Origin of the sequence: Flavicella sediminum (assembly GCF_006381105.1) — a bacterium.
GTDB classification, from domain to species: Bacteria; Bacteroidota; Bacteroidia; order Flavobacteriales; family Flavobacteriaceae; genus Flavicella; species Flavicella sediminum.
Genome location: NZ_VDET01000027.1, coordinates 15,490 through 33,023, shown reverse-complemented (window position 1 = coordinate 33,023; position 17,534 = coordinate 15,490). Strand labels below are relative to the sequence as shown.

Sequence of the window (17,534 nt, the reverse complement as noted above, 5' to 3'; positions counted from 1 at the left end):
TTCTTATCTTCGTTAGACTATGGGTTTAAATTTCGAAGAAAATATCATTTTAGAAAATAATTTCATTCGGTTAATTCCTCTTCAGGAAAAACACCTTACAGAATTGGTGCCTATTGCCTTAAAACATCCCGACTTATTAAAATATTCTCCTTCTCTTTTTGGCAATAAAGAAAATCTACAATTTTACATTCAAGAAGCCTTAAGCAGTAGAGAAAATAAACAACGTTATGCTTTTGTTATTTTTGACAAACGATTGAAAACTTATATTGGCAGTACTTCCTATGGAAATATTTCCAATCATGATAAGCGTTTAGAAATTGGATGGACTTGGTTAGATAAATCGGCACAGGGAAAAGGAATCAACAAACAATGTAAATTTTTATTACTTCAATATGCTTTTGAAAATCTTGGCTTTGAAAGAATTGAATTAAAAACCGACAGTCGCAATTTACAATCTAGGCGCGCAATAGAAAAAATTGGAGCTACCTTTGAAGGCGAACTTCGAAGTCATACCCTAATGTTAGACGGACATAGAAGAACTACGGTATATTATAGCATACTTAAAGAAGAATGGCGCAATTTAAAATTTGAATTGTTCAAAGATTTGATCTAGTTTTTTTCTTTTGCAATTTCTCCTTCAGGCAACAATCTAAACGATTTTCTATGATATGAACAACTTCCCATTTCACGAATGGCAGTTCTGTGTTCTTTGGTTGGATATCCTTTATTTTTTTTCCAATTATACTCAGGATGTTCTTTGTCTAAGGCTTCCATAATAGCATCTCTGTATGTTTTTGCTAGCACTGAAGCAGCGGCAATACTTCGGTATTTACCATCTCCTTTTATAATGGTTTCGTGCGGAATGTCTTTATAGGATTTGAATTTGTTTCCATCCACAATAATAAATTCAGGGACCACATCCATGGCCTCTATAGATTTGTGCATGGCCAAAATAGAAGCCTGTAAAATATTTATTTTGTCAATTTCTTTTTCATCTACAATCCCAACACCAAAGGCCAAAGCTTTTTTTTCTATAATCGGTCTTAAAATTTCCCGTTGTTTTTCCGTTAGTTTTTTCGAATCGTCTAATAAAGGATGTGAAAATCGAGCAGGTAAAATAACAGCAGCCGCAACTACTGGTCCCGACAAACAACCTCTTCCAGCCTCGTCGGTACCGACTTCTAATTTAAATTTCGAAAACTTTTTTGCTAATGCCATACAACAAATTAAGTTGTCAAAAATAAGCTTTTTTATCAAACTAAAACGAGCAATTTTTACTTGTATCTGATTGGAATATTTGATAAAAACCTTAACAAACATTCAACTTTTTTAACCCTTTTAATTCGCAATAATTAATTTACCTTTGCTTCCATAATTATTGAAAAATTGATAGGGGTATTTTACAAATGCCTTACCACAAATATGAAGCATCTTTTATTAATTCTTACTTTTTCATTTTTTTGCTCAGGTGTATTTGCCCAAGAATTAGATTCTATTGCAGAACCTACAACCATCAACTTAGAAAAAGTTGAAAATGCAAACACAAAAAGTAGAGACAGCCTAAAAGCACGATACCGAAAAGTTTCAAGAAAAAAAGCCAAAGAAGAAGAAAAGCACAAAGTAGATGAAGAGTCAGGAAAAGCCAATTATTTGGATTATAAAATAATTTCGCATTTAAACGACACCACGCTTATAGACACCACATTGACTATTCAGAAAGAATACCAAATGAATTATTTGCGTAAAGATTTATTTGGATTGCATTCCTATGAAAACATGGGGCAAGTCTATACATCTTTAACCTACGATTTTAATAGCAATGACATCTTCCCTTCCTTAGGAGCCAAAGCAAAACACATAAATTATTACGAAGTTGAAGACATAAAATATTACCGTTTCCCCACACCTGCTTCAGAGTTTTTGTACAAAACAGGTTTGGAACAGGGGCAGGTTTTAGATTCTAGAATTGCCATTAATATACACGACCGATTGAATTTATCACTTTCCTATAGAGGTTTGCGTTCCTTAGGAAGTTACAGAAATTCATTAAGCAGCCATGTAAATTTTAGAGGAACTGTTTCTTATGACTCAAAAGACAGTCGCTATAACTTAAGAATGCACATTGCTTCTCAAACCATAGAAAACCAAGAAAACGGAGGAATCACCGACGCTCATGTTTCTAATTTTGAAGACAATGTCGCCGATTTTGACGATCGTGGAAAAATAGATGTAAACTTGGAAAGTGGAACCAGTTATTTGGTAGGAAAAAGATATTATTTTGATCAAAGCTACAAACTATTCAAAACAAACGACAGTCTGCCGCAAAAAATATCCAATTTAAAAATTGGACATATCTTCAACTACGAAACCAAACAGTTTAAATACAATATTGATACAAGTACCGATTTTTTTGGAGATAGCTTTAAAACAACCACCAATGATCGTACCTCAAATAAAACCGTTAACAATCAGGCTTATTTAGATTTTACTTCTCCTTATATATTAGGAAATTTTAGAGTTTTAGCAGATTACCAACATTATTTCCAAGGCTACAAAGCCATTGTTATTGATAACAATCAAACTATACCCGCCTACCTAAAAGGAAATAATATCAGCTTGGGTGCTAAATGGAATGCCGTTATTCAAAATATTTATTTTGATGCAGAAGCAACAAAAAGTATTGGTGGCAGCTTATCAGGAACCAATTTATATACCAAAGCCTATTACAAAAATAAAAGCGGAACAGAAGTCTCTGCTTCCTTGCAACTAAATTCTAGAGCACCTGATTATACACAAACCTTGTTGCAAAGTAATTTTATTGCTTACAATTGGTACAACGATTTTAAAAATGTAGACACGAGAAATTTGAAATTTGAGATAAAAACCAAATGGATCAATACGTCAGCTACGCTTACACAAATAGAAAATTACATCTACTTTAATGCCGATGAACAAACAGCTGCCACACAATATGGCGGAACCGTCAATTATTTAAAATTACAAGCAAACAATGAATTTAAAGTCGGTAAATTTGCTTTGAACACCACTGTACTCTATCAAAAAGTAGCAGACGGAGCTTCTGTTTTTAGAGTTCCTACTGCTGTAGGAAGAAGTAGTTTTTATTACACCAGTTACTTCTTTAAAAAGAGATCTTTGTTTTTACAAACGGGTGTTACTGCCAATTATTTTTCTGCATACAAAGCAAATCAATACAATGCCGTTGTAGGAGATTTTATGCTTCAAGACACACAATCTATTGGAGGAAAACCAATCCTAGACTTTTTTGTAAACGGGCAAATAAGAAGAACCCGTATATTTTTAAGAGCCGAAAACGTGTTGTCTAAAATTAGCTCAGCTACATATTATTCAGCACCCAATACACCTTATAGAGATTTTGTTATACGATTTGGCGTTGTATGGAATTTCTTTAATTAATTTTATTTCGATCATCAGCAATCGTTTCCTTTAAAAATTAAAAAATGCCACAAGAGTTACAATTACAAGTCAAACCTAAAGTTGCGGTTACCGATACTTTACTAAAAAGAGAAGTCGCCTTTAAATTAAAAGTTCCTTTTGATGACATTAAGCATGTAGAAATTTTAAAACGATCTATCGATGCAAGACAAAGATCTGTCAAAATAAATTTAAAAGTCGCTGTTTATATCAAGGAAGATTTTGAAGAAGTTTTACCTGATTTACCCAATTACCCGAACGTAAGCACAAAAGAAAGTGTGCTAATTGTAGGTGCTGGACCAGCAGGTTTATTTGCCGCTTTAAAATTAATTGAAAAAGGCTTAAAACCCGTTGTATTAGAACGAGGAAAAGATGTGCGAGCAAGGAGAAGAGACTTAGCAGCACTTAATAAATTTCATCTTGTTGATGAAGATTCTAATTATTGTTTTGGTGAAGGAGGCGCAGGAACTTATTCTGACGGAAAATTATACACGCGTTCAAAAAAACGTGGAGATGTAAATGCTGTATTAGAATTGTTAGTCGCTTTTGGCGCTACTAAAAATATTTTAATTGATGCACATCCTCATATTGGAACCAATAAATTGCCCAAGATTATTGCAAGCATGCGAGAGACTATCATTGCACATGGCGGCGAAGTCCACTTTGAGGCAAAAGTGACTGATCTATTGATAAAGAATAACAGCATTGATGGTGTTGCATTAAAAGACGGCAGTACTATTCATGCCTCTAAATTAATATTGGCCACAGGACACTCTGCCAGAGATATTTTTGAATTATTGCATAAAAAAAATATTTTAATTGAAGCCAAACCTTTTGCTTTAGGAGTTCGTGTAGAGCATCCTCAAACACTTATTGATCAAATACAATACAAATGCGATATAAGAAGTGAACACTTACCTCCTGCTCCTTATAGTATTGTAAAGCAGGTTAAAAACAGAGGTGTCTATTCCTTTTGTATGTGTCCAGGAGGGATTATCGCTCCTTGCGCTACAAGTCCAGGAGAAGTAGTAACCAATGGTTGGTCACCTTCAAAAAGAGATCAGCCTACCTCAAATTCTGGAATTGCCGTAGAATTAAAAATTCAGGATTTTGGCGAATTTCACAAACGCGGCCCTTTGGCAGCTATGGAATTTCAAAAACAAATAGAACAAACCGCTTGGCATTTGGGAGGCAAAACGCAAAAAGTACCCGCGCAAAAATTAGTCGATTTTACGGAAGGTAAAAGATCTTCAGAAATTCCAAAGACCTCTTACCAGCCCGGAACAACTTCTGTAGAACTATCAGAAGTATTTCCTGATTTTATTTACAAAACCTTACAAAATGGATTCAAGCAATTCGGAAAATCTATGCATGGCTATTTAACCAATGAAGCGGTGGTGCATGCGCCAGAGTCTAGAACTTCATCTCCAGTAAGAATACCTAGAGAAAGTGATACCTTGCAGCATCCACAAATTAAAGGATTGTATCCTTGTGGAGAAGGTGCAGGCTATGCTGGTGGAATTATTTCAGCAGCCATCGATGGAGAAAAATGTGCAGAAAAATGTGCTATTCAAAACTAGTTTGTTGAAAATAAAACATTTTGTACAACTTCGTTAATCCCTAAATACAAGTACATTTAACGACAAATATTCTGTAAATTTGTCTGCCAATAAAAGAACTAATGGAAGTAAATTTTTATAAATACCAAGGAACAGGAAACGATTTTGTGATGATTGACAATCGCGATTTGCATTTCCCTCAAGATGATGTTCAATTAGTACATAATTTATGCGACAGACGTTTTGGTGTGGGTGCAGATGGACTGATTTTATTAAATCCTTCTGACAAATACGATTTTACCATGGTGTATTACAATGCCGATGGAAATGAAGGAACGATGTGTGGTAACGGAGGTCGCTGCCTAGTAGCTTTTGCACACGACTTAGGAGTTATTACAAACAAAACAACCTTTGATGCTATAGATGGTTTGCACCATGCTACCATTGAAAATGGCCTCGTAGATTTACAAATGATTGATGTTTCAGAAATAACAATCAATGCTGATTCAGCTTTTTTAAACACAGGTTCACCTCATCATGTACAACTGGTTAAAAACATTGGCCAATATGATGTTTTTAAAAATGGGAAAGCCATTCGTTATGGGGCTCCTTATTTTGAAGAAGGTACAAATGTAAATTTTGCAGAAGCTATAAACGACGCTACTTTTAGAGTTAGAACCTACGAAAGAGGTGTTGAAGATGAAACTTTAGCCTGTGGAACAGGAGTTACTGCTGTGGCCATTGCTATGTTTGAACAAAAATTAACCAATTCTTCCAAAATAAAATTACTGGTTGAAGGTGGCGAATTAGAAGTTTCTTTTCAAAAAGAAAATTCTCAATATAAAAACGTATTTTTAAAAGGTCCTGCAAAATTTGTTTTCAAAGGAAACTTTAAAGCTTAAAAAAACAGGAAACGTTTCGTTTTTATACAACAACAAATGCAAACCTTAAAAGGGAATACCGTACACCTACGTGCACTTGAACCTGAAGATCTTCAATTTTTATTCGATTCAGAAAATAATGAAGACCATTGGGAAGTCAGTTGTACACAGGCGCCCTATTCTAAATTTTTATTGGTCAAATATCTTGAAAATGCACACCAAGATATTTACGAAGCAAAGCAATTGCGTTTAGTTATTGCTTCCAATAAATCGGACATTCCTATGGGAATGATTGATCTATTTGACTTTGATCCTATAAACCGTAGAGCCGGTATAGGCATCTTAATAGAGAAAGAATTTCAAGGACAAGGGGTGGCTAAAGAAGCTTTGCGCTTGCTGCTTTCTTATGCGTTTCACTATTTAAACGTACACCAACTTTTTGCCAACATCACCACCGATAATAAAGCAAGTATTGCTTTGTTTGAAAGTTTCAAATTTGAATGTGTCGGCATAAAAAAAGACTGGATCTTTGTCGACCAAAATTACAAAGACGAAGCACTTTATCAACTTATTCATAAAATTGAAGGCTAAAAAATGCTAGACAAAAAGAAACTTATAACTTTCATTGCCATTGCGGGAGTTATTTTAAGTGTGTTTGTAGGATACCATTATTATTCAAAAATTTACGCAAAGAATTTAACCTCGGACTTTATCATTTATATTCCAACCAATGCAACATTGGCTGATGTTAAAGAGCAATTAAAAGATGAGCTATTAAATTTAGATGATTTTGAATGGGTGGCTCAAAAGAAAAAATACAACACCCGAATAAGAGCCGGTAAATTTCAGCTAAAAGCTGGAATGAATAACAATGAATTGGTTAATTTTTTAAGAAGCGGACGACAAACAACTGTCAACCTAACGTTTAACAACCAACACAGCTTAGAAGATTTGGCCGGTAGAATTGCCTCTCAACTAGAAGCCGATTCTTTAAGTTTGCTAACTGCTTTTAAAGACGAATCTTTTTTACAAAAAAATGGATTTACAAAAGCGACAGCTTTAAGCATGTATATTCCTAACAGCTATGATCTATATTGGAATACGGATGCCGAAGGTTTTAGAGCCAAAATGTTTAAAGAATACAATACTTTTTGGAATGCCAATAGAATTTCAAAAGCACAACAACAAAAGTTAACTATTGAAGAAGTGAGTATCTTGGCTTCTATCGTACAAAAAGAAACCGCCATCACTTCAGAAAGACCAATTGTTGCGGGTTTGTATTTGAACAGATTTCACAAAAAATGGCCTTTACAAGCCGATCCTACGGTTATTTTTTCCATCAAAGAAAAATATGGACAGGACACCATCATCAAAAGAGTTTTACTTAAAGATTTAAAAATTGATTCTCCTTACAACACCTATAAAAATGTGAGTTTGCCTCCAGGTCCAATTGCAATGCCGGATATTTCTTCAATTGATGCCGTTTTAAATCCAGCCAATCACGATTATTTTTATATGTGTGCTAGTATTGAAAAATTTGGATCGCATGCTTTTGCTAAAAGTTTACGTCAGCATAACAAAAATGCACGGAAATATCAAAAATGGTTGTCTAAACAAGGTGTGAATAGATAAGCCTATTTTGTGTTTTGTAAAATATTCATTATAAAATTCAAACAAATAACGAACACTATCATTTGTAGAAGTCACAAACGCATCCTAATTAAATTAAAAATATTTTGAAAAAAAAGCATTTTCTTTTTATCGTATGCACCCTTCTATTTGTATTCAATACAAACGCACAGCGTACTTTTTTTCAAAAATCGGACACCTTAAACAACTCTAGGTTAAAGGGAGTGTACCTTACCGAAGCTACTTTGGCCACAGTTACCTTGGTTGGTTTGCATCAACTTTGGTATGCGGACTTCCCTAAATCAAAATTTCATTTCAACAACGATAACAAAGATTGGTTACAAATGGATAAGATGGGTCATATGATGACTTCCTACTATATAGGTAAATTGGGTATGTCTAGTTTAGACTGGGCAGGTTCTTCTAAGAAGCAACAATTAGTTTATGGAGCTACGCTAGGTTTCGCTTTTTTAACAGCGGTAGAAGTCTTTGATGGCTATTCAAAAGAATGGGGCGCTTCGCCTGGAGATATTTTAGCCAATGCCGCTGGAACTGGATTGTTAGTTGGACAAGAACTGCTTTGGAACGAACAGCGAATCAAATTAAAATATTCATTTCATAGAACCTCATTTGCAGCACAAAGACCAAACACCTTAGGATCCAATTTTTCAGAAGAATTATTAAAAGATTACAACGGACAAACTTACTGGCTATCTGCTAATATTTGGTCCTTCCATAAAAAAAGCAACTTTCCTAAATGGTTAAATATTGCCATAGGTTTTGGAGCTCAAGGAATGCTATACAGCCAAAATAAAAATCAAGAACTTTCACTTCCCACTCCATATAGGCAGTTTTACGCCGGATTGGACGTAGATTTGACAAAAATAAAAACCAAATCAAAATTTTTAAAGGCTCTTTTCAACACCATTAACTTTATTAAAATACCAGCGCCAGCCATTGAGTTTACTAGTAAAGGAAAGATCAAAACGCATCTTTTATACTTTTAAAAAACAGTTAATTACTGATTTACAATCAATTAATATATAGTTCGTATATTTGCAGCTCGAAAAACAAAATTAAATCGAAATAGAAAACAGTATGGAATCTATCAGAAAAAAGAGTTTTTTAAGTGTGGCATTTGGACTAGGAATATGTACCATGTATGCAAGCAGTTTATTTTCAAAAAATCCTGAAGAGACAATTGCTAGTGTTTTAACTGAAGAGGAAGCAATTACTAATTTTGCCCCTCCTTACGCAAAACATGAATTTGACGATTTTAAAGAAGCTTTGGCTTTTAAAGAATCACAAGGAAACTACCTTGTTGTAAACAAATTGGGGTATTTAGGAAAATACCAATTTGGGAGAACTACCTTAGAGCGTTTTAAAATTTATGACACCAATGAATTTTTAAAAGATCCTGAGCTACAAGAAAAAGCATTTTTAGCGCTTTGTGCTGTTAACAAATGGATTTTAAGAAAGGATATTCGACGTTCTGTTGGTAAAAAAATTAACGGAATTCTTATTACTGAATCAGGAATTTTAGCAGCTGCACATTTAGCAGGCGCAGGAAATGTAAAAAAATTCTTACGTAGTCAAGGCCAAAATGGTTTTGCAGACGCATTTGGAACTACGGTTGCTAGTTATTTAGAATTATTTGCAGCCTATGATACATCGGATATTGTAGCAGACAGAATGCCAATTGTAACGGTATAAAAGTAAAAATCTTATTAAAACAAAAAAACTCAGAATTGAAATCAATTCTGAGTTTTTTTTATTTTAAAGAAATCCTAATAAACAAGCTTGATAGGCTTATTCAAACAGTAGAAAAAATACTACTTATGAATGATAAATATAGCAGGTCTTTTATGTAAATCGGGTTTGGCGTTTTTCCATTCTTGAATGGTCAAGGTTTTAATGTACTCGGTAGACAAAGTAATATCGGCTGCAATGCACAAACGTGTTGCGGGACTTAAAAAAGCTTTTAAATCGGCCAAAATTTTGTCGTTTCTATAAGGTGTTTCTATAAAAATTTGCGATTGATTTCTATCCAGTGATATTTTTTCTAAAAATTTAATTTCTCTTTTTCTATCCCCTTTGTCAATAGGTAAATAACCGTTAAAAGCAAAATTTTGTCCATTCATACCAGAACTCATCATGGCCATTAAAATAGAAGAAGGTCCGACCAAAGGGACAACTTGAATACCTTTTTCATGTGCTAGTTTTACCACTTCAGCTCCAGGATCTGCAATAGCAGGGACACCGGCTTCTGAAAGCAAACCTACAGAAATTCCTTTCTGACAAATATCCAAATAATGTCGTACTTCCAAAGCATCCGCATATTTATCAAGCATCATGATTTCTAAACCTGGCTGTGATTTTTTTGGAGTTATTTTTTTTATAAATCGACGTGCAGATTTTTCATTTTCAACAATAAAATAATCAATTTCTTCCACCACCTTTTTTACAGAAATAGGCATTACTTCCAAAGGTTCATTTTCTCCTAAGGTTGTCGGAATTAGATATAATTTCCCTAAACTCATAATTTATTGTTGTTATAATTGCTTGGCAATCAATTCACACGACTCATCCAAAAGTTGATAGACATGCTCAAATCCATTATCACCACCGTAGTAAGGATCAGGAACTTGTTCATTTCTATCGGGACGGATTTCATTTAAAATCAATTTAACTTTCGCTCGCTGCAGATCGCTTTGAGCCAAATTTAAAATATTGTTATAATTAGAAGCATCCATGGCATAAATCACATCAAAGGTGTCAAAATCTTTTTTTGAAAAAGCTCTTGCTCGCTGATCTGTGATATCAATTCCATATTTAGCAGCCACTTCAATAGATCTTGGATCGGGTAAATTACCAACATGGTAAGCACCAGTTCCAGCAGAATCTACATATACTTTTGAAGGATCAACTTTGGATTTTAAAATACCTTCCGCCAAAGGCGAACGACAAATATTTCCGAGACAAACCATTAAAACGGCAACCATAAATTTAGAATGTCAATTTATTGGTAATATCTTCTACATATTTTTTAAACTGCTTGTCTGTTTCCGTTAAGTTATCCACTGTTTTACAAGCATGTAATACCGTAGCATGATCTCGTTTTCCAATTTGAGAACCAATACTTGCCAAAGAAGATTTTGTCATTCTTTTTGCAAAATACATGGCCAACTGTCTGGCTTGTACAATATGTCTTTTACGTGTTTTAGACTGTAAAGTAGCAACATCCATATCGAAATATTTCGAAACTACTTTTTGAATGTATTCAATAGAAACTTCGCGTTTGGTGTTTTTAACAAATTTATCTACAATTTGTTTTACCAAAGTCATCGTAAATTCTTTTTTGTTAAAAGAAGCTTGTGCAATCATAGAAATTAACACACCTTCTAATTCACGAACATTTGATTTGATGTTTTTTGCAACATACTCCACTATTTCGTCAGGCATTTCCACACCGTCTCTAAATAATTTATTTTGAAGAATAGAAATTCTAGTTTCAAAATCTGGCGTTTGCAATTCTGCCGACAATCCCCATTTAAAACGAGACAACAAACGTTGTTCAATGTCTTGCATATCTACAGGAGCTTTGTCAGACGTTAAAATTACTTGTTTTCCATTTTGATGTAAATGGTTGAAAATATGGAAGAATACATCTTGCGTTCCGGTTTTACCAGAAAGAAATTGCACATCATCAATGATCAAAACATCAATCATTTGATAAAAATGAATAAAATCATTTCTTGTATTTCCTTTTACAGAATCAATATATTGCTGTGTAAATTTCTCTGAAGAAATATACAAAACTGTTTTATCTGCGTATTTATCTTTTATTTGAACACCAATAGCGTGTGCTAAATGTGTTTTACCCAACCCAACACCACCATAAATTAAAAGTGGGTTAAAGGAAGTTCCACCAGGCTTATTTGCCACAGCCATACCAGCTGATCTTGCCAAACGGTTAGAATCTCCTTCAATAAAGCTTTCAAAATTGTAATTGGCATTTAATTGCGATTCAATTTTCACCTTTTGCAAACCAGGAATAATAAAAGGATTTCTTAATTCTCTTTTATTAATTTCCAAAGGAACCGAAACATTTTGCGATTTTAAAGGCGCTCTATTTGAACTTGGAATTTTTACTATTTGTGGACTATTACTTCTGTAAGAATTTTCCATTCTTACCTCATATACTAACTTTGCACCATTACCTAACTGACGTTTTAAAGCAACACCTAATAGTTTAATATAGTGCTCCTCCAACCATTCGTAAAAAAATTTACTAGGTACCTGAACTGTTAAAACCTCGCCGGTAACTCGAATTGGTTTAATAGGCTCAAACCATGTTTTAAATGCTTGCGGTTTGATGTTATCTTGTATAAAAGATAAACATTCCTCCCAAACCGTAGTGGCTACTTTCGTCATTATTATTATAGGGTAATATATTTGGTTAATATTTGAAAAAAAAAGCAGAAAATAGGCCTTGTTTTTCGTTGTACAAAAGTGTGAATATTTTTTAGTATAAAAAAATGAAAAGGGTATAGGTTTCTATTTATTTTTTCCGTAAAATATCAATCATCAAAATAAAAATAATGATTGAAAATATAATGACTTTTAGAATCCGTTATTCGGAGACAGATCAAATGGGTTATGCCCACCATGGTAACTATGCACAATACTTTGAAATGGGCCGACTGGAACTTATGAGAACCATTGGTGTGTCCTATAAAAAAATGGAGGAAGACGGACTAATACTACCTGTACACTCTATAGATACTCGGTTTTTTAAACCTGCTAAGTTTGATGATTTAGTGACTTTAAAAACGAAATTAAAAAAAACACCTTCTGTACGGATTGAGTTTGAGTACGAAATTACAAATGAAAACAAGGAGTTAATTACAACTGGAAATACCACTTTGGTCTTTTTCGACACTACTAAAAATAGGCCCGTAAAAATACCGCAACAATTATTGGAAAAATTTGTAAAATAAGACTGTTTATATTCGTTATTAACAAAGGTTATTAACAATTCTATTCTTCATTCTTGGGTATGCTTAAAAAATGAAGTTTTTCAAAAGCACTTTTTACCTGTGCATATTCTGATTTTTTTATCGACAAAGTTAATTGACAATTCAATGCCATTTCTTGTTGTTGAATTGTCACATTTAATTGCTTTACCAATCGCATGACTTTATTCATATGCGCATACTCAAAAACCAAGACCAATTCTTCTTCAATAATTTTCTCAACTATTTCCGAATTTTCAATTGTTAATTCTGCTGCCGCTTTGTAAGCTCTTACCAAACCACCTACGCCCAATTTCACCCCTCCAAAATACCGAACAATTACCACCAATACATTGGTGATCTCTGCCGATAAAATTTGTCCGTAAATTGGTTGTCCTGCAGAATTACTTGGTTCGCCATCATCATTGACACGATACTGTACTTGTTCAACACCTAGCTTCCAAGCATAGCACCAATGCCTAGCGGCATAGTGTTCTTTTTTTATTTGAACTATTATTTCTTTTATTTCTGCTTCCTTGGTCACAGGAAAAGCGTAACCAAAAAACTTACTGCCTTTCTCTTTGAATAAAGATTCTTCAGAGGCTTTTGCTAAAGTACGGTATGAATCTATGATTTCTTTCAACGACTAGGCTTGCTTTGAATTTTTATACAGACTTAATTTTGTTCCCTTAATATCCTTTTCTTCAAACATTCCTGCTTCTAGTTTTGGGGCCAAAATTCCTTCTTTAAAAGAAACCGGACCAACAAACACTCTCGCTTCATCCCACAAACCTGCCTCAATAAAACTTTGCAAGGTCTGCCTTCCTCCTTCTACCAACAACGACTGAATATTTTCTTCCATTAGCACCTCACAAATTTGAGCGGCCATATTTTCTGAAAAATCAATGCCTTTATAAATCAAATTTTCGGTCTCTTTTTTCTCTATAGAATTTTTCTTACTTGTCAATACAATTGTTTTCACACTTTGATCAAACAACGAATAACCCGAAGGAATTCTTAAACTTTTATCCAACACCACACGAATCGGATTATTTCCTCCCCACTTTCGAACATCCAATTTAGGATTGTCGGCAATGGCGGTTTCTGTACCTACCAAAATAGCATGTTCTTCACTACGCCATTTATGCACTAATTGTTGACTGGCACCATTGCTAATCCAAACAGGTCTATTTTCTTCTTTTTTCAAAGGCGCTATAAATCCATCTCGAGTTTCGGCCCATTTTAAAATTAAGTAAGGACGTTTTTTATTTTGAACCGTAAAAAAACGTTTGTGCTGTTCCAAACATTCTTTTTCTAAAACGCCAACAACCACTTGACAACCTGCTTGCAACAAACGCTCCACTCCTTTTCCGGCAACTTGTGCATTGCTATCTATACAGCCAATTACAACTTTTGGAATTTTAGAAGACACAATTAAATCGGCACAGGGTGGTGTTTTTCCAAAATGTGCGCAAGGCTCTAAAGTCACATAAATAGTAGCTCTTTTTAACAAAGATTTGTCGGTTACCGCATGAATGGCATTTACCTCTGCATGGTTTCCTCCATAAGGACTTGTATAACCTTCACCTATAATAAGTCCATCACAAACTACAACGGCACCTACTGATGGATTTGGTCTGGTTGTCCCAATTCCTTTATTTGCCAATTCTAAACAGCGCGCTATAAAATGTTCGTGATTCTTCATTGCTGCAAAAATAAACTTTAAGTTGTAAAAGGCAAGGCCATATAGAAACTATGAATTAATTAAATTCAATGCCTGTTCCATGGCCAACCTTAATTTTTCTTGCCTTATTTTTGTTATATGAAAATTACGATACTAAAAGCATTATTTTATTCTGAATTAGAACAACTATACCCTAAAACAGAAATCACTTCTTTTTTTAACATTCTTGTCGAATTTAAATTAGGTCTGACTCGTGTAGATTTGGCTTTGCAACCGCATATTGAAGTGCTGCATGAAAATTTGACCTTTTTTACGGAAAGTATTCAACAATTAAAAAATGAATTACCGATTCAATACATTACTGGCAAAACAGAATTTTACAGTATGCCGTTTCATGTGAATAAAAATGTTTTGATTCCTAGACCAGAAACAGAGGAATTGGTGGAATGGATTTTAGATGATTTTCAAGACAAAAAAAACATTGATATTTTAGATATTGGAACCGGTAGTGGTTGTATTGCAATTTCCTTAGCCAAAAACAGCAAAGATTCAAAGGTTACTGCGCTTGATTTTTCAGAAAAAGCTTTAATCACTGCCAAAAAAAATGCCCAATTAAACAAAGTTGCTGTGCAATTTATAAAAACTGATATTTTAGCCACAGAAGCACTGACTCAAAAATTTGATGTTATTGTCAGCAACCCTCCTTATGTTCGCGAATTGGAAAAGGAAGAAATTCAAAACAATGTTTTAAATAACGAACCTCATGCTGCCTTATTTGTTCCTGACGATAATGCTTTGGTTTTTTATAAAAAAATTGCAGAATTGGCAAAAACACATCTAAAACCAAAAGGAGTGCTTTATTTTGAAATCAATCAGTACTTGGGAGCTGAAACCCTTAATTTATTAGAAGAATTAGGTTTTACACAAAACGAGTTGCGCAAAGATATTTTTGGCAACCACCGAATGACGAAATCGAAACGCTAATTTTTCAGAAAAAAAAACTCACAACTCAACACTTAGCACTCACAACTAATATTAAGTATATTTGCAAAATGAGAATTGACATTATTACCGTTTCCCCAGAATTGATTCAGAGTCCGTTTCAGTATTCTATTTTAAAAAGAGCCCAAGAAAAAGGCTTGGCTGAAGTACATTTTCACAACCTAAGAGAATTTGCACTGAACAAATACAATAAAATTGACGACTATCAGTTTGGTGGTGGTGCAGGAATGGTTCTTATGATAGAACCTATTGACAAATGCATTTCAAAATTAAAAGCAGAAAGAGATTATGATGAAGTTATTTACATGACTCCTGATGCGCCAATTTTAAATCAGCAAACTGCCAATACACTTTCAATGACAGAAAATATTATTGTTTTGTGTGGGCATTATAAAGGAGTAGATCAACGTGTTCGTGATTTATTTATTACCAAAGAAATTTCTATTGGCGACTATGTTTTAAGTGGAGGAGAATTAGGTGCAGCCGTTTTATGCGACAGTATCATCCGATTGATTCCTGGTGTTTTAGGAGATGAGACTTCTGCATTGACAGATTCTTTTCAAGACAATCTATTATCGCCACCTGTTTATACGCGTCCGGCAGAATACAAAGGGGCAAAAGTTCCTGAAATTTTACTTTCTGGTAATTTTCCAAAAATTGACGATTGGAGAACTGAACAAGCCTACGAAAGAACCAAACAAATCAAACCTGAGCTGTTAGACGACTAACAAATAGCTGCGAAAAAAGATTAATTGCAACATCCTAGTATGAATACTATTATAAACTTCTCAAAAAAACACCCTGCCTTAAGCATTGTGCTCGGTTTTCAATTGTTCCGATTGTTGCTATTGCCTTTTATGGGATTGATGCCTCAAGATGCGTATTATCATTTTTACGGAGAACATTTATCGCTTTCGTATTTTGATCACCCTGGAATGATTGCCTATATTTTGCGATTATTTACCACCGTTTTTGGCAAAACAGTTTTTGTGGTTAAGTTTGCCGATTTTTTTGTGACCTCAATTACACTTTTAAGTTTCCACAAACTCGCTAGTTATTTTTTAAGCAAGCAAAAAGCCTTAAATGCGCTGGTTTTATTAAGTTCTACCTTATTTATTTCGATACTTAGTTTTAATTCTACGCCAGATGTTCCGTTGATTTTATTTTGGACTTTATCGCTAATTGCTTTATACAAAGCCTTATTTCAAGAACAAAAAACATATTGGATTGTAGCTGGTATTCTTATGGGATTAGCTTTTGACAGCAAATACACGGCCTTATTATTACAAATAGGATTGCTGCTATTTTTAGCTTTTTCGAATACGCATAGAAAATTATTGAAATCGCCATGGCTATGGATGTGCTTACTCATTTCTGCCCTAGTTACTTTCCCTGTTTGGTATTGGAACTATCAAAATGATTTTGCTAGTTTTCTCTTTCAATCTTCGACAAGAACTGGTGACATTTCGAAATTTGAATTCAAGCCCAACTTTTTATTCGGAGCTTTAGGGCATCAATTGTTTTTGTTATTGCCTATTTTACTTTGTGTATTTTTTAATTTACTGTTCAAATACAGCAAACGAGCATTAACCAAATTCAAATTACCTTCTGCTCATATTCTATTTTTATTGGCCTTTTTTCTGCCTACTTTTTTAGGTTTCTTTTTGCTTACTCCTATTTACTGGGTTAAACTTAACTGGATGATGCCTTCTTATATGACAGGGATAATTTTGGCTAGTATTTTTATTTCTAAAAAACTGATCAAATCACATTTAATTATTTCTCTTATTTTTCACTTATTGGTAGCTGTAGAAATCCTTTTTTATGTGGCTCCCATTAAAAGTGATGATACCTGGTTAGGTTGGGAAGAATTAACACAAGAAACGGAAAAACTTCAAGAAAGATATCCTGACACATTTATTTTTTCAGCAGACAGCTACAAAACGGCCGCCTGTATGACCTTTTTTACCGAACAAAAAATTTACTCTCAAAACATCATCGGTGAGCCTGCCCTGCATTTTGATTATATTGGTGACGATTTGCAGTTATTAAAAGGTAAGGATGCTATTTTTATAGACTCTGACAAACGTTTTAAAAACAGAGATAAAAACGACAAACCTAGAAAAGATTTAACCGACTACTTTACTGAAGTAGAACAACTAGCCCCTATTTTTATTAAAAAAGGAGACAAAGACATTCGTAAATTTTGGGTATACCACTGTAAAAATTACTTAGCAAATAAATAGCCCGTAGAACACATTACCTAACAAACTGATTTTCAACAAGAACATTTTTAAAACGGTGTAAAAGA

The 17,534-nt window shown here is 33.9% G+C and carries 18 protein-coding genes; 12 read left to right on the top strand and 6 right to left on the bottom strand.

Annotated elements, in window-relative coordinates; all coding sequences use genetic code 11:
* Positions 1–19 precede the first annotated feature (19 nt).
* Positions 20–613, top strand: coding sequence for a GNAT family N-acetyltransferase (locus tag FGM02_RS16185; RefSeq protein ID WP_139959539.1), 594 nt, complete (start codon positions 20–22; stop codon positions 611–613).
* Here FGM02_RS16185 and FGM02_RS16180 read toward each other — a convergent pair.
* Entirely contained in the window at positions 610–1,218 is a 609-nt protein-coding gene (locus tag FGM02_RS16180) for a ribonuclease HII (RefSeq protein WP_139959538.1), read from the bottom strand. The genes FGM02_RS16185 and FGM02_RS16180 overlap by 4 nt on opposite strands.
* Positions 1,219–1,422: 204 nt before the next feature.
* On the opposite strand from FGM02_RS16180, the gene FGM02_RS16175 reads away from it, so the two are divergent.
* From FGM02_RS16175 to FGM02_RS16145, 7 genes are all read left to right on the top strand, one after another.
* Positions 1,423–3,435, top strand: coding sequence for a putative porin (locus FGM02_RS16175; RefSeq protein WP_139959537.1), 2,013 nt, complete (start codon positions 1,423–1,425; stop codon positions 3,433–3,435).
* Between the two features lie 44 nt (positions 3,436–3,479).
* The gene (locus FGM02_RS16170) at positions 3,480–5,033 is read left to right on the top strand and encodes an NAD(P)/FAD-dependent oxidoreductase (RefSeq protein ID WP_139959536.1); all 1,554 of its coding nucleotides are present in this window, start codon (positions 3,480–3,482) and stop codon (positions 5,031–5,033) included.
* 101 nt (positions 5,034–5,134) lie between these two features.
* Positions 5,135–5,914, top strand: coding sequence for a diaminopimelate epimerase (dapF, locus tag FGM02_RS16165; RefSeq protein WP_139959535.1), 780 nt, complete (start codon positions 5,135–5,137; stop codon positions 5,912–5,914).
* Between the two features lie 36 nt (positions 5,915–5,950).
* Positions 5,951–6,484, top strand: coding sequence for a GNAT family N-acetyltransferase (locus tag FGM02_RS16160; RefSeq protein ID WP_139959534.1), 534 nt, complete (start codon positions 5,951–5,953; stop codon positions 6,482–6,484).
* Between the two features lie 3 nt (positions 6,485–6,487).
* Entirely contained in the window at positions 6,488–7,525 is a 1,038-nt protein-coding gene (gene mltG / locus FGM02_RS16155) for an endolytic transglycosylase MltG (protein ID WP_139959533.1), read from the top strand.
* 104 nt (positions 7,526–7,629) lie between these two features.
* Positions 7,630–8,529, top strand: coding sequence for a DUF2279 domain-containing protein (locus FGM02_RS16150; protein WP_243739434.1), 900 nt, complete (start codon positions 7,630–7,632; stop codon positions 8,527–8,529).
* A 91-nt stretch (positions 8,530–8,620) separates the two neighbouring features.
* On the top strand, positions 8,621–9,235 hold the full coding sequence (locus FGM02_RS16145) for a peptidoglycan-binding protein LysM (RefSeq protein WP_139959531.1): 615 nt from the start codon (positions 8,621–8,623) through the stop codon (positions 9,233–9,235).
* Between the two features lie 119 nt (positions 9,236–9,354).
* Here the strand turns inward: FGM02_RS16145 and FGM02_RS16140 are convergent, their stop codons facing one another.
* Genes FGM02_RS16140 through dnaA form a run of 3 tightly spaced genes read right to left on the bottom strand, consistent with a single transcriptional unit; the run spans position 9,355 to position 11,956 of the window.
* Positions 9,355–10,062 (bottom strand): SAM-dependent methyltransferase, encoded by a 708-nt coding sequence (locus tag FGM02_RS16140; RefSeq protein ID WP_139959530.1) that lies wholly within the window; start codon positions 10,060–10,062, stop codon positions 9,355–9,357.
* A gap of 12 nt (positions 10,063–10,074) precedes the next feature.
* Positions 10,075–10,524 carry a low molecular weight protein-tyrosine-phosphatase gene (locus tag FGM02_RS16135; RefSeq protein ID WP_139959529.1) on the bottom strand — a complete coding sequence of 150 codons (450 nt, stop codon included), beginning with the start codon at positions 10,522–10,524 and terminating at the stop codon, positions 10,075–10,077.
* 4 nt (positions 10,525–10,528) lie between these two features.
* Entirely contained in the window at positions 10,529–11,956 is a 1,428-nt protein-coding gene (gene dnaA / locus FGM02_RS16130; RefSeq protein WP_139959528.1) for a chromosomal replication initiator protein DnaA, read from the bottom strand.
* 167 nt (positions 11,957–12,123) lie between these two features.
* On the opposite strand from dnaA, the gene FGM02_RS16125 reads away from it, so the two are divergent.
* A complete protein-coding gene (locus tag FGM02_RS16125) occupies positions 12,124–12,522 on the top strand; it encodes an acyl-CoA thioesterase (RefSeq protein ID WP_139959527.1) in 399 nt (132 codons plus the stop codon).
* A 40-nt stretch (positions 12,523–12,562) separates the two neighbouring features.
* On the opposite strand, the gene FGM02_RS16120 is transcribed toward FGM02_RS16125, so the two are convergent.
* The gene (locus tag FGM02_RS16120; RefSeq protein ID WP_394344446.1) at positions 12,563–13,180 is read right to left on the bottom strand and encodes an IMPACT family protein; all 618 of its coding nucleotides are present in this window, start codon (positions 13,178–13,180) and stop codon (positions 12,563–12,565) included.
* A gap of 3 nt (positions 13,181–13,183) precedes the next feature.
* A complete protein-coding gene (ribD, locus tag FGM02_RS16115) occupies positions 13,184–14,242 on the bottom strand; it encodes a bifunctional diaminohydroxyphosphoribosylaminopyrimidine deaminase/5-amino-6-(5-phosphoribosylamino)uracil reductase RibD (protein ID WP_139959526.1) in 1,059 nt (352 codons plus the stop codon).
* Positions 14,243–14,359: 117 nt separating this feature from the next.
* Between ribD and prmC the strand changes: the two genes are divergently transcribed.
* The 3 genes from prmC to FGM02_RS16100 all read left to right on the top strand — a co-directional run bounded on the left by prmC (position 14,360) and on the right by FGM02_RS16100 (position 17,469).
* Entirely contained in the window at positions 14,360–15,205 is an 846-nt protein-coding gene (prmC, locus tag FGM02_RS16110) for a peptide chain release factor N(5)-glutamine methyltransferase (protein ID WP_139959525.1), read from the top strand.
* 68 nt (positions 15,206–15,273) lie between these two features.
* Positions 15,274–15,951, top strand: coding sequence for a tRNA (guanosine(37)-N1)-methyltransferase TrmD (gene trmD / locus FGM02_RS16105; protein WP_139959524.1), 678 nt, complete (start codon positions 15,274–15,276; stop codon positions 15,949–15,951).
* Positions 15,952–15,990: 39 nt separating this feature from the next.
* A complete protein-coding gene (locus tag FGM02_RS16100; RefSeq protein WP_139959523.1) occupies positions 15,991–17,469 on the top strand; it encodes a glycosyltransferase family 39 protein in 1,479 nt (492 codons plus the stop codon).
* Positions 17,470–17,534 lie beyond the last annotated feature (65 nt).

Bases quoted from the DNA above. Each gene is read 5' to 3' on its own strand.
- FGM02_RS16145 (WP_139959531.1), top strand. From the start codon at position 8,621: ATGGAATCTATCAGAAAAAAGAGTTTTTTAAGTGTGGCATTTGGACTA.
- trmD (WP_139959524.1), top strand. From the start codon at position 15,274: ATGAGAATTGACATTATTACCGTTTCCCCAGAATTGATTCAGAGTCCG.
- FGM02_RS16160 (WP_139959534.1), top strand. From the start codon at position 5,951: ATGCAAACCTTAAAAGGGAATACCGTACACCTACGTGCACTTGAACCT.
- FGM02_RS16135 (WP_139959529.1), bottom strand. From the start codon at position 10,524: ATGGTTGCCGTTTTAATGGTTTGTCTCGGAAATATTTGTCGTTCGCCT.
- FGM02_RS16170 (WP_139959536.1), top strand. From the start codon at position 3,480: ATGCCACAAGAGTTACAATTACAAGTCAAACCTAAAGTTGCGGTTACC.
- FGM02_RS16125 (WP_139959527.1), top strand. From the start codon at position 12,124: ATGATTGAAAATATAATGACTTTTAGAATCCGTTATTCGGAGACAGAT.
- FGM02_RS16180 (WP_139959538.1), bottom strand. From the start codon at position 1,218: ATGGCATTAGCAAAAAAGTTTTCGAAATTTAAATTAGAAGTCGGTACC.
- prmC (WP_139959525.1), top strand. From the start codon at position 14,360: ATGAAAATTACGATACTAAAAGCATTATTTTATTCTGAATTAGAACAA.
- ribD (WP_139959526.1), bottom strand. From the start codon at position 14,242: ATGAAGAATCACGAACATTTTATAGCGCGCTGTTTAGAATTGGCAAAT.
- FGM02_RS16140 (WP_139959530.1), bottom strand. From the start codon at position 10,062: ATGAGTTTAGGGAAATTATATCTAATTCCGACAACCTTAGGAGAAAAT.
- FGM02_RS16175 (WP_139959537.1), top strand. From the start codon at position 1,423: ATGAAGCATCTTTTATTAATTCTTACTTTTTCATTTTTTTGCTCAGGT.
- mltG (WP_139959533.1), top strand. From the start codon at position 6,488: ATGCTAGACAAAAAGAAACTTATAACTTTCATTGCCATTGCGGGAGTT.
- dnaA (WP_139959528.1), bottom strand. From the start codon at position 11,956: ATGACGAAAGTAGCCACTACGGTTTGGGAGGAATGTTTATCTTTTATA.
- dapF (WP_139959535.1), top strand. From the start codon at position 5,135: ATGGAAGTAAATTTTTATAAATACCAAGGAACAGGAAACGATTTTGTG.
- FGM02_RS16185 (WP_139959539.1), top strand. From the start codon at position 20: ATGGGTTTAAATTTCGAAGAAAATATCATTTTAGAAAATAATTTCATT.
- FGM02_RS16100 (WP_139959523.1), top strand. From the start codon at position 15,991: ATGAATACTATTATAAACTTCTCAAAAAAACACCCTGCCTTAAGCATT.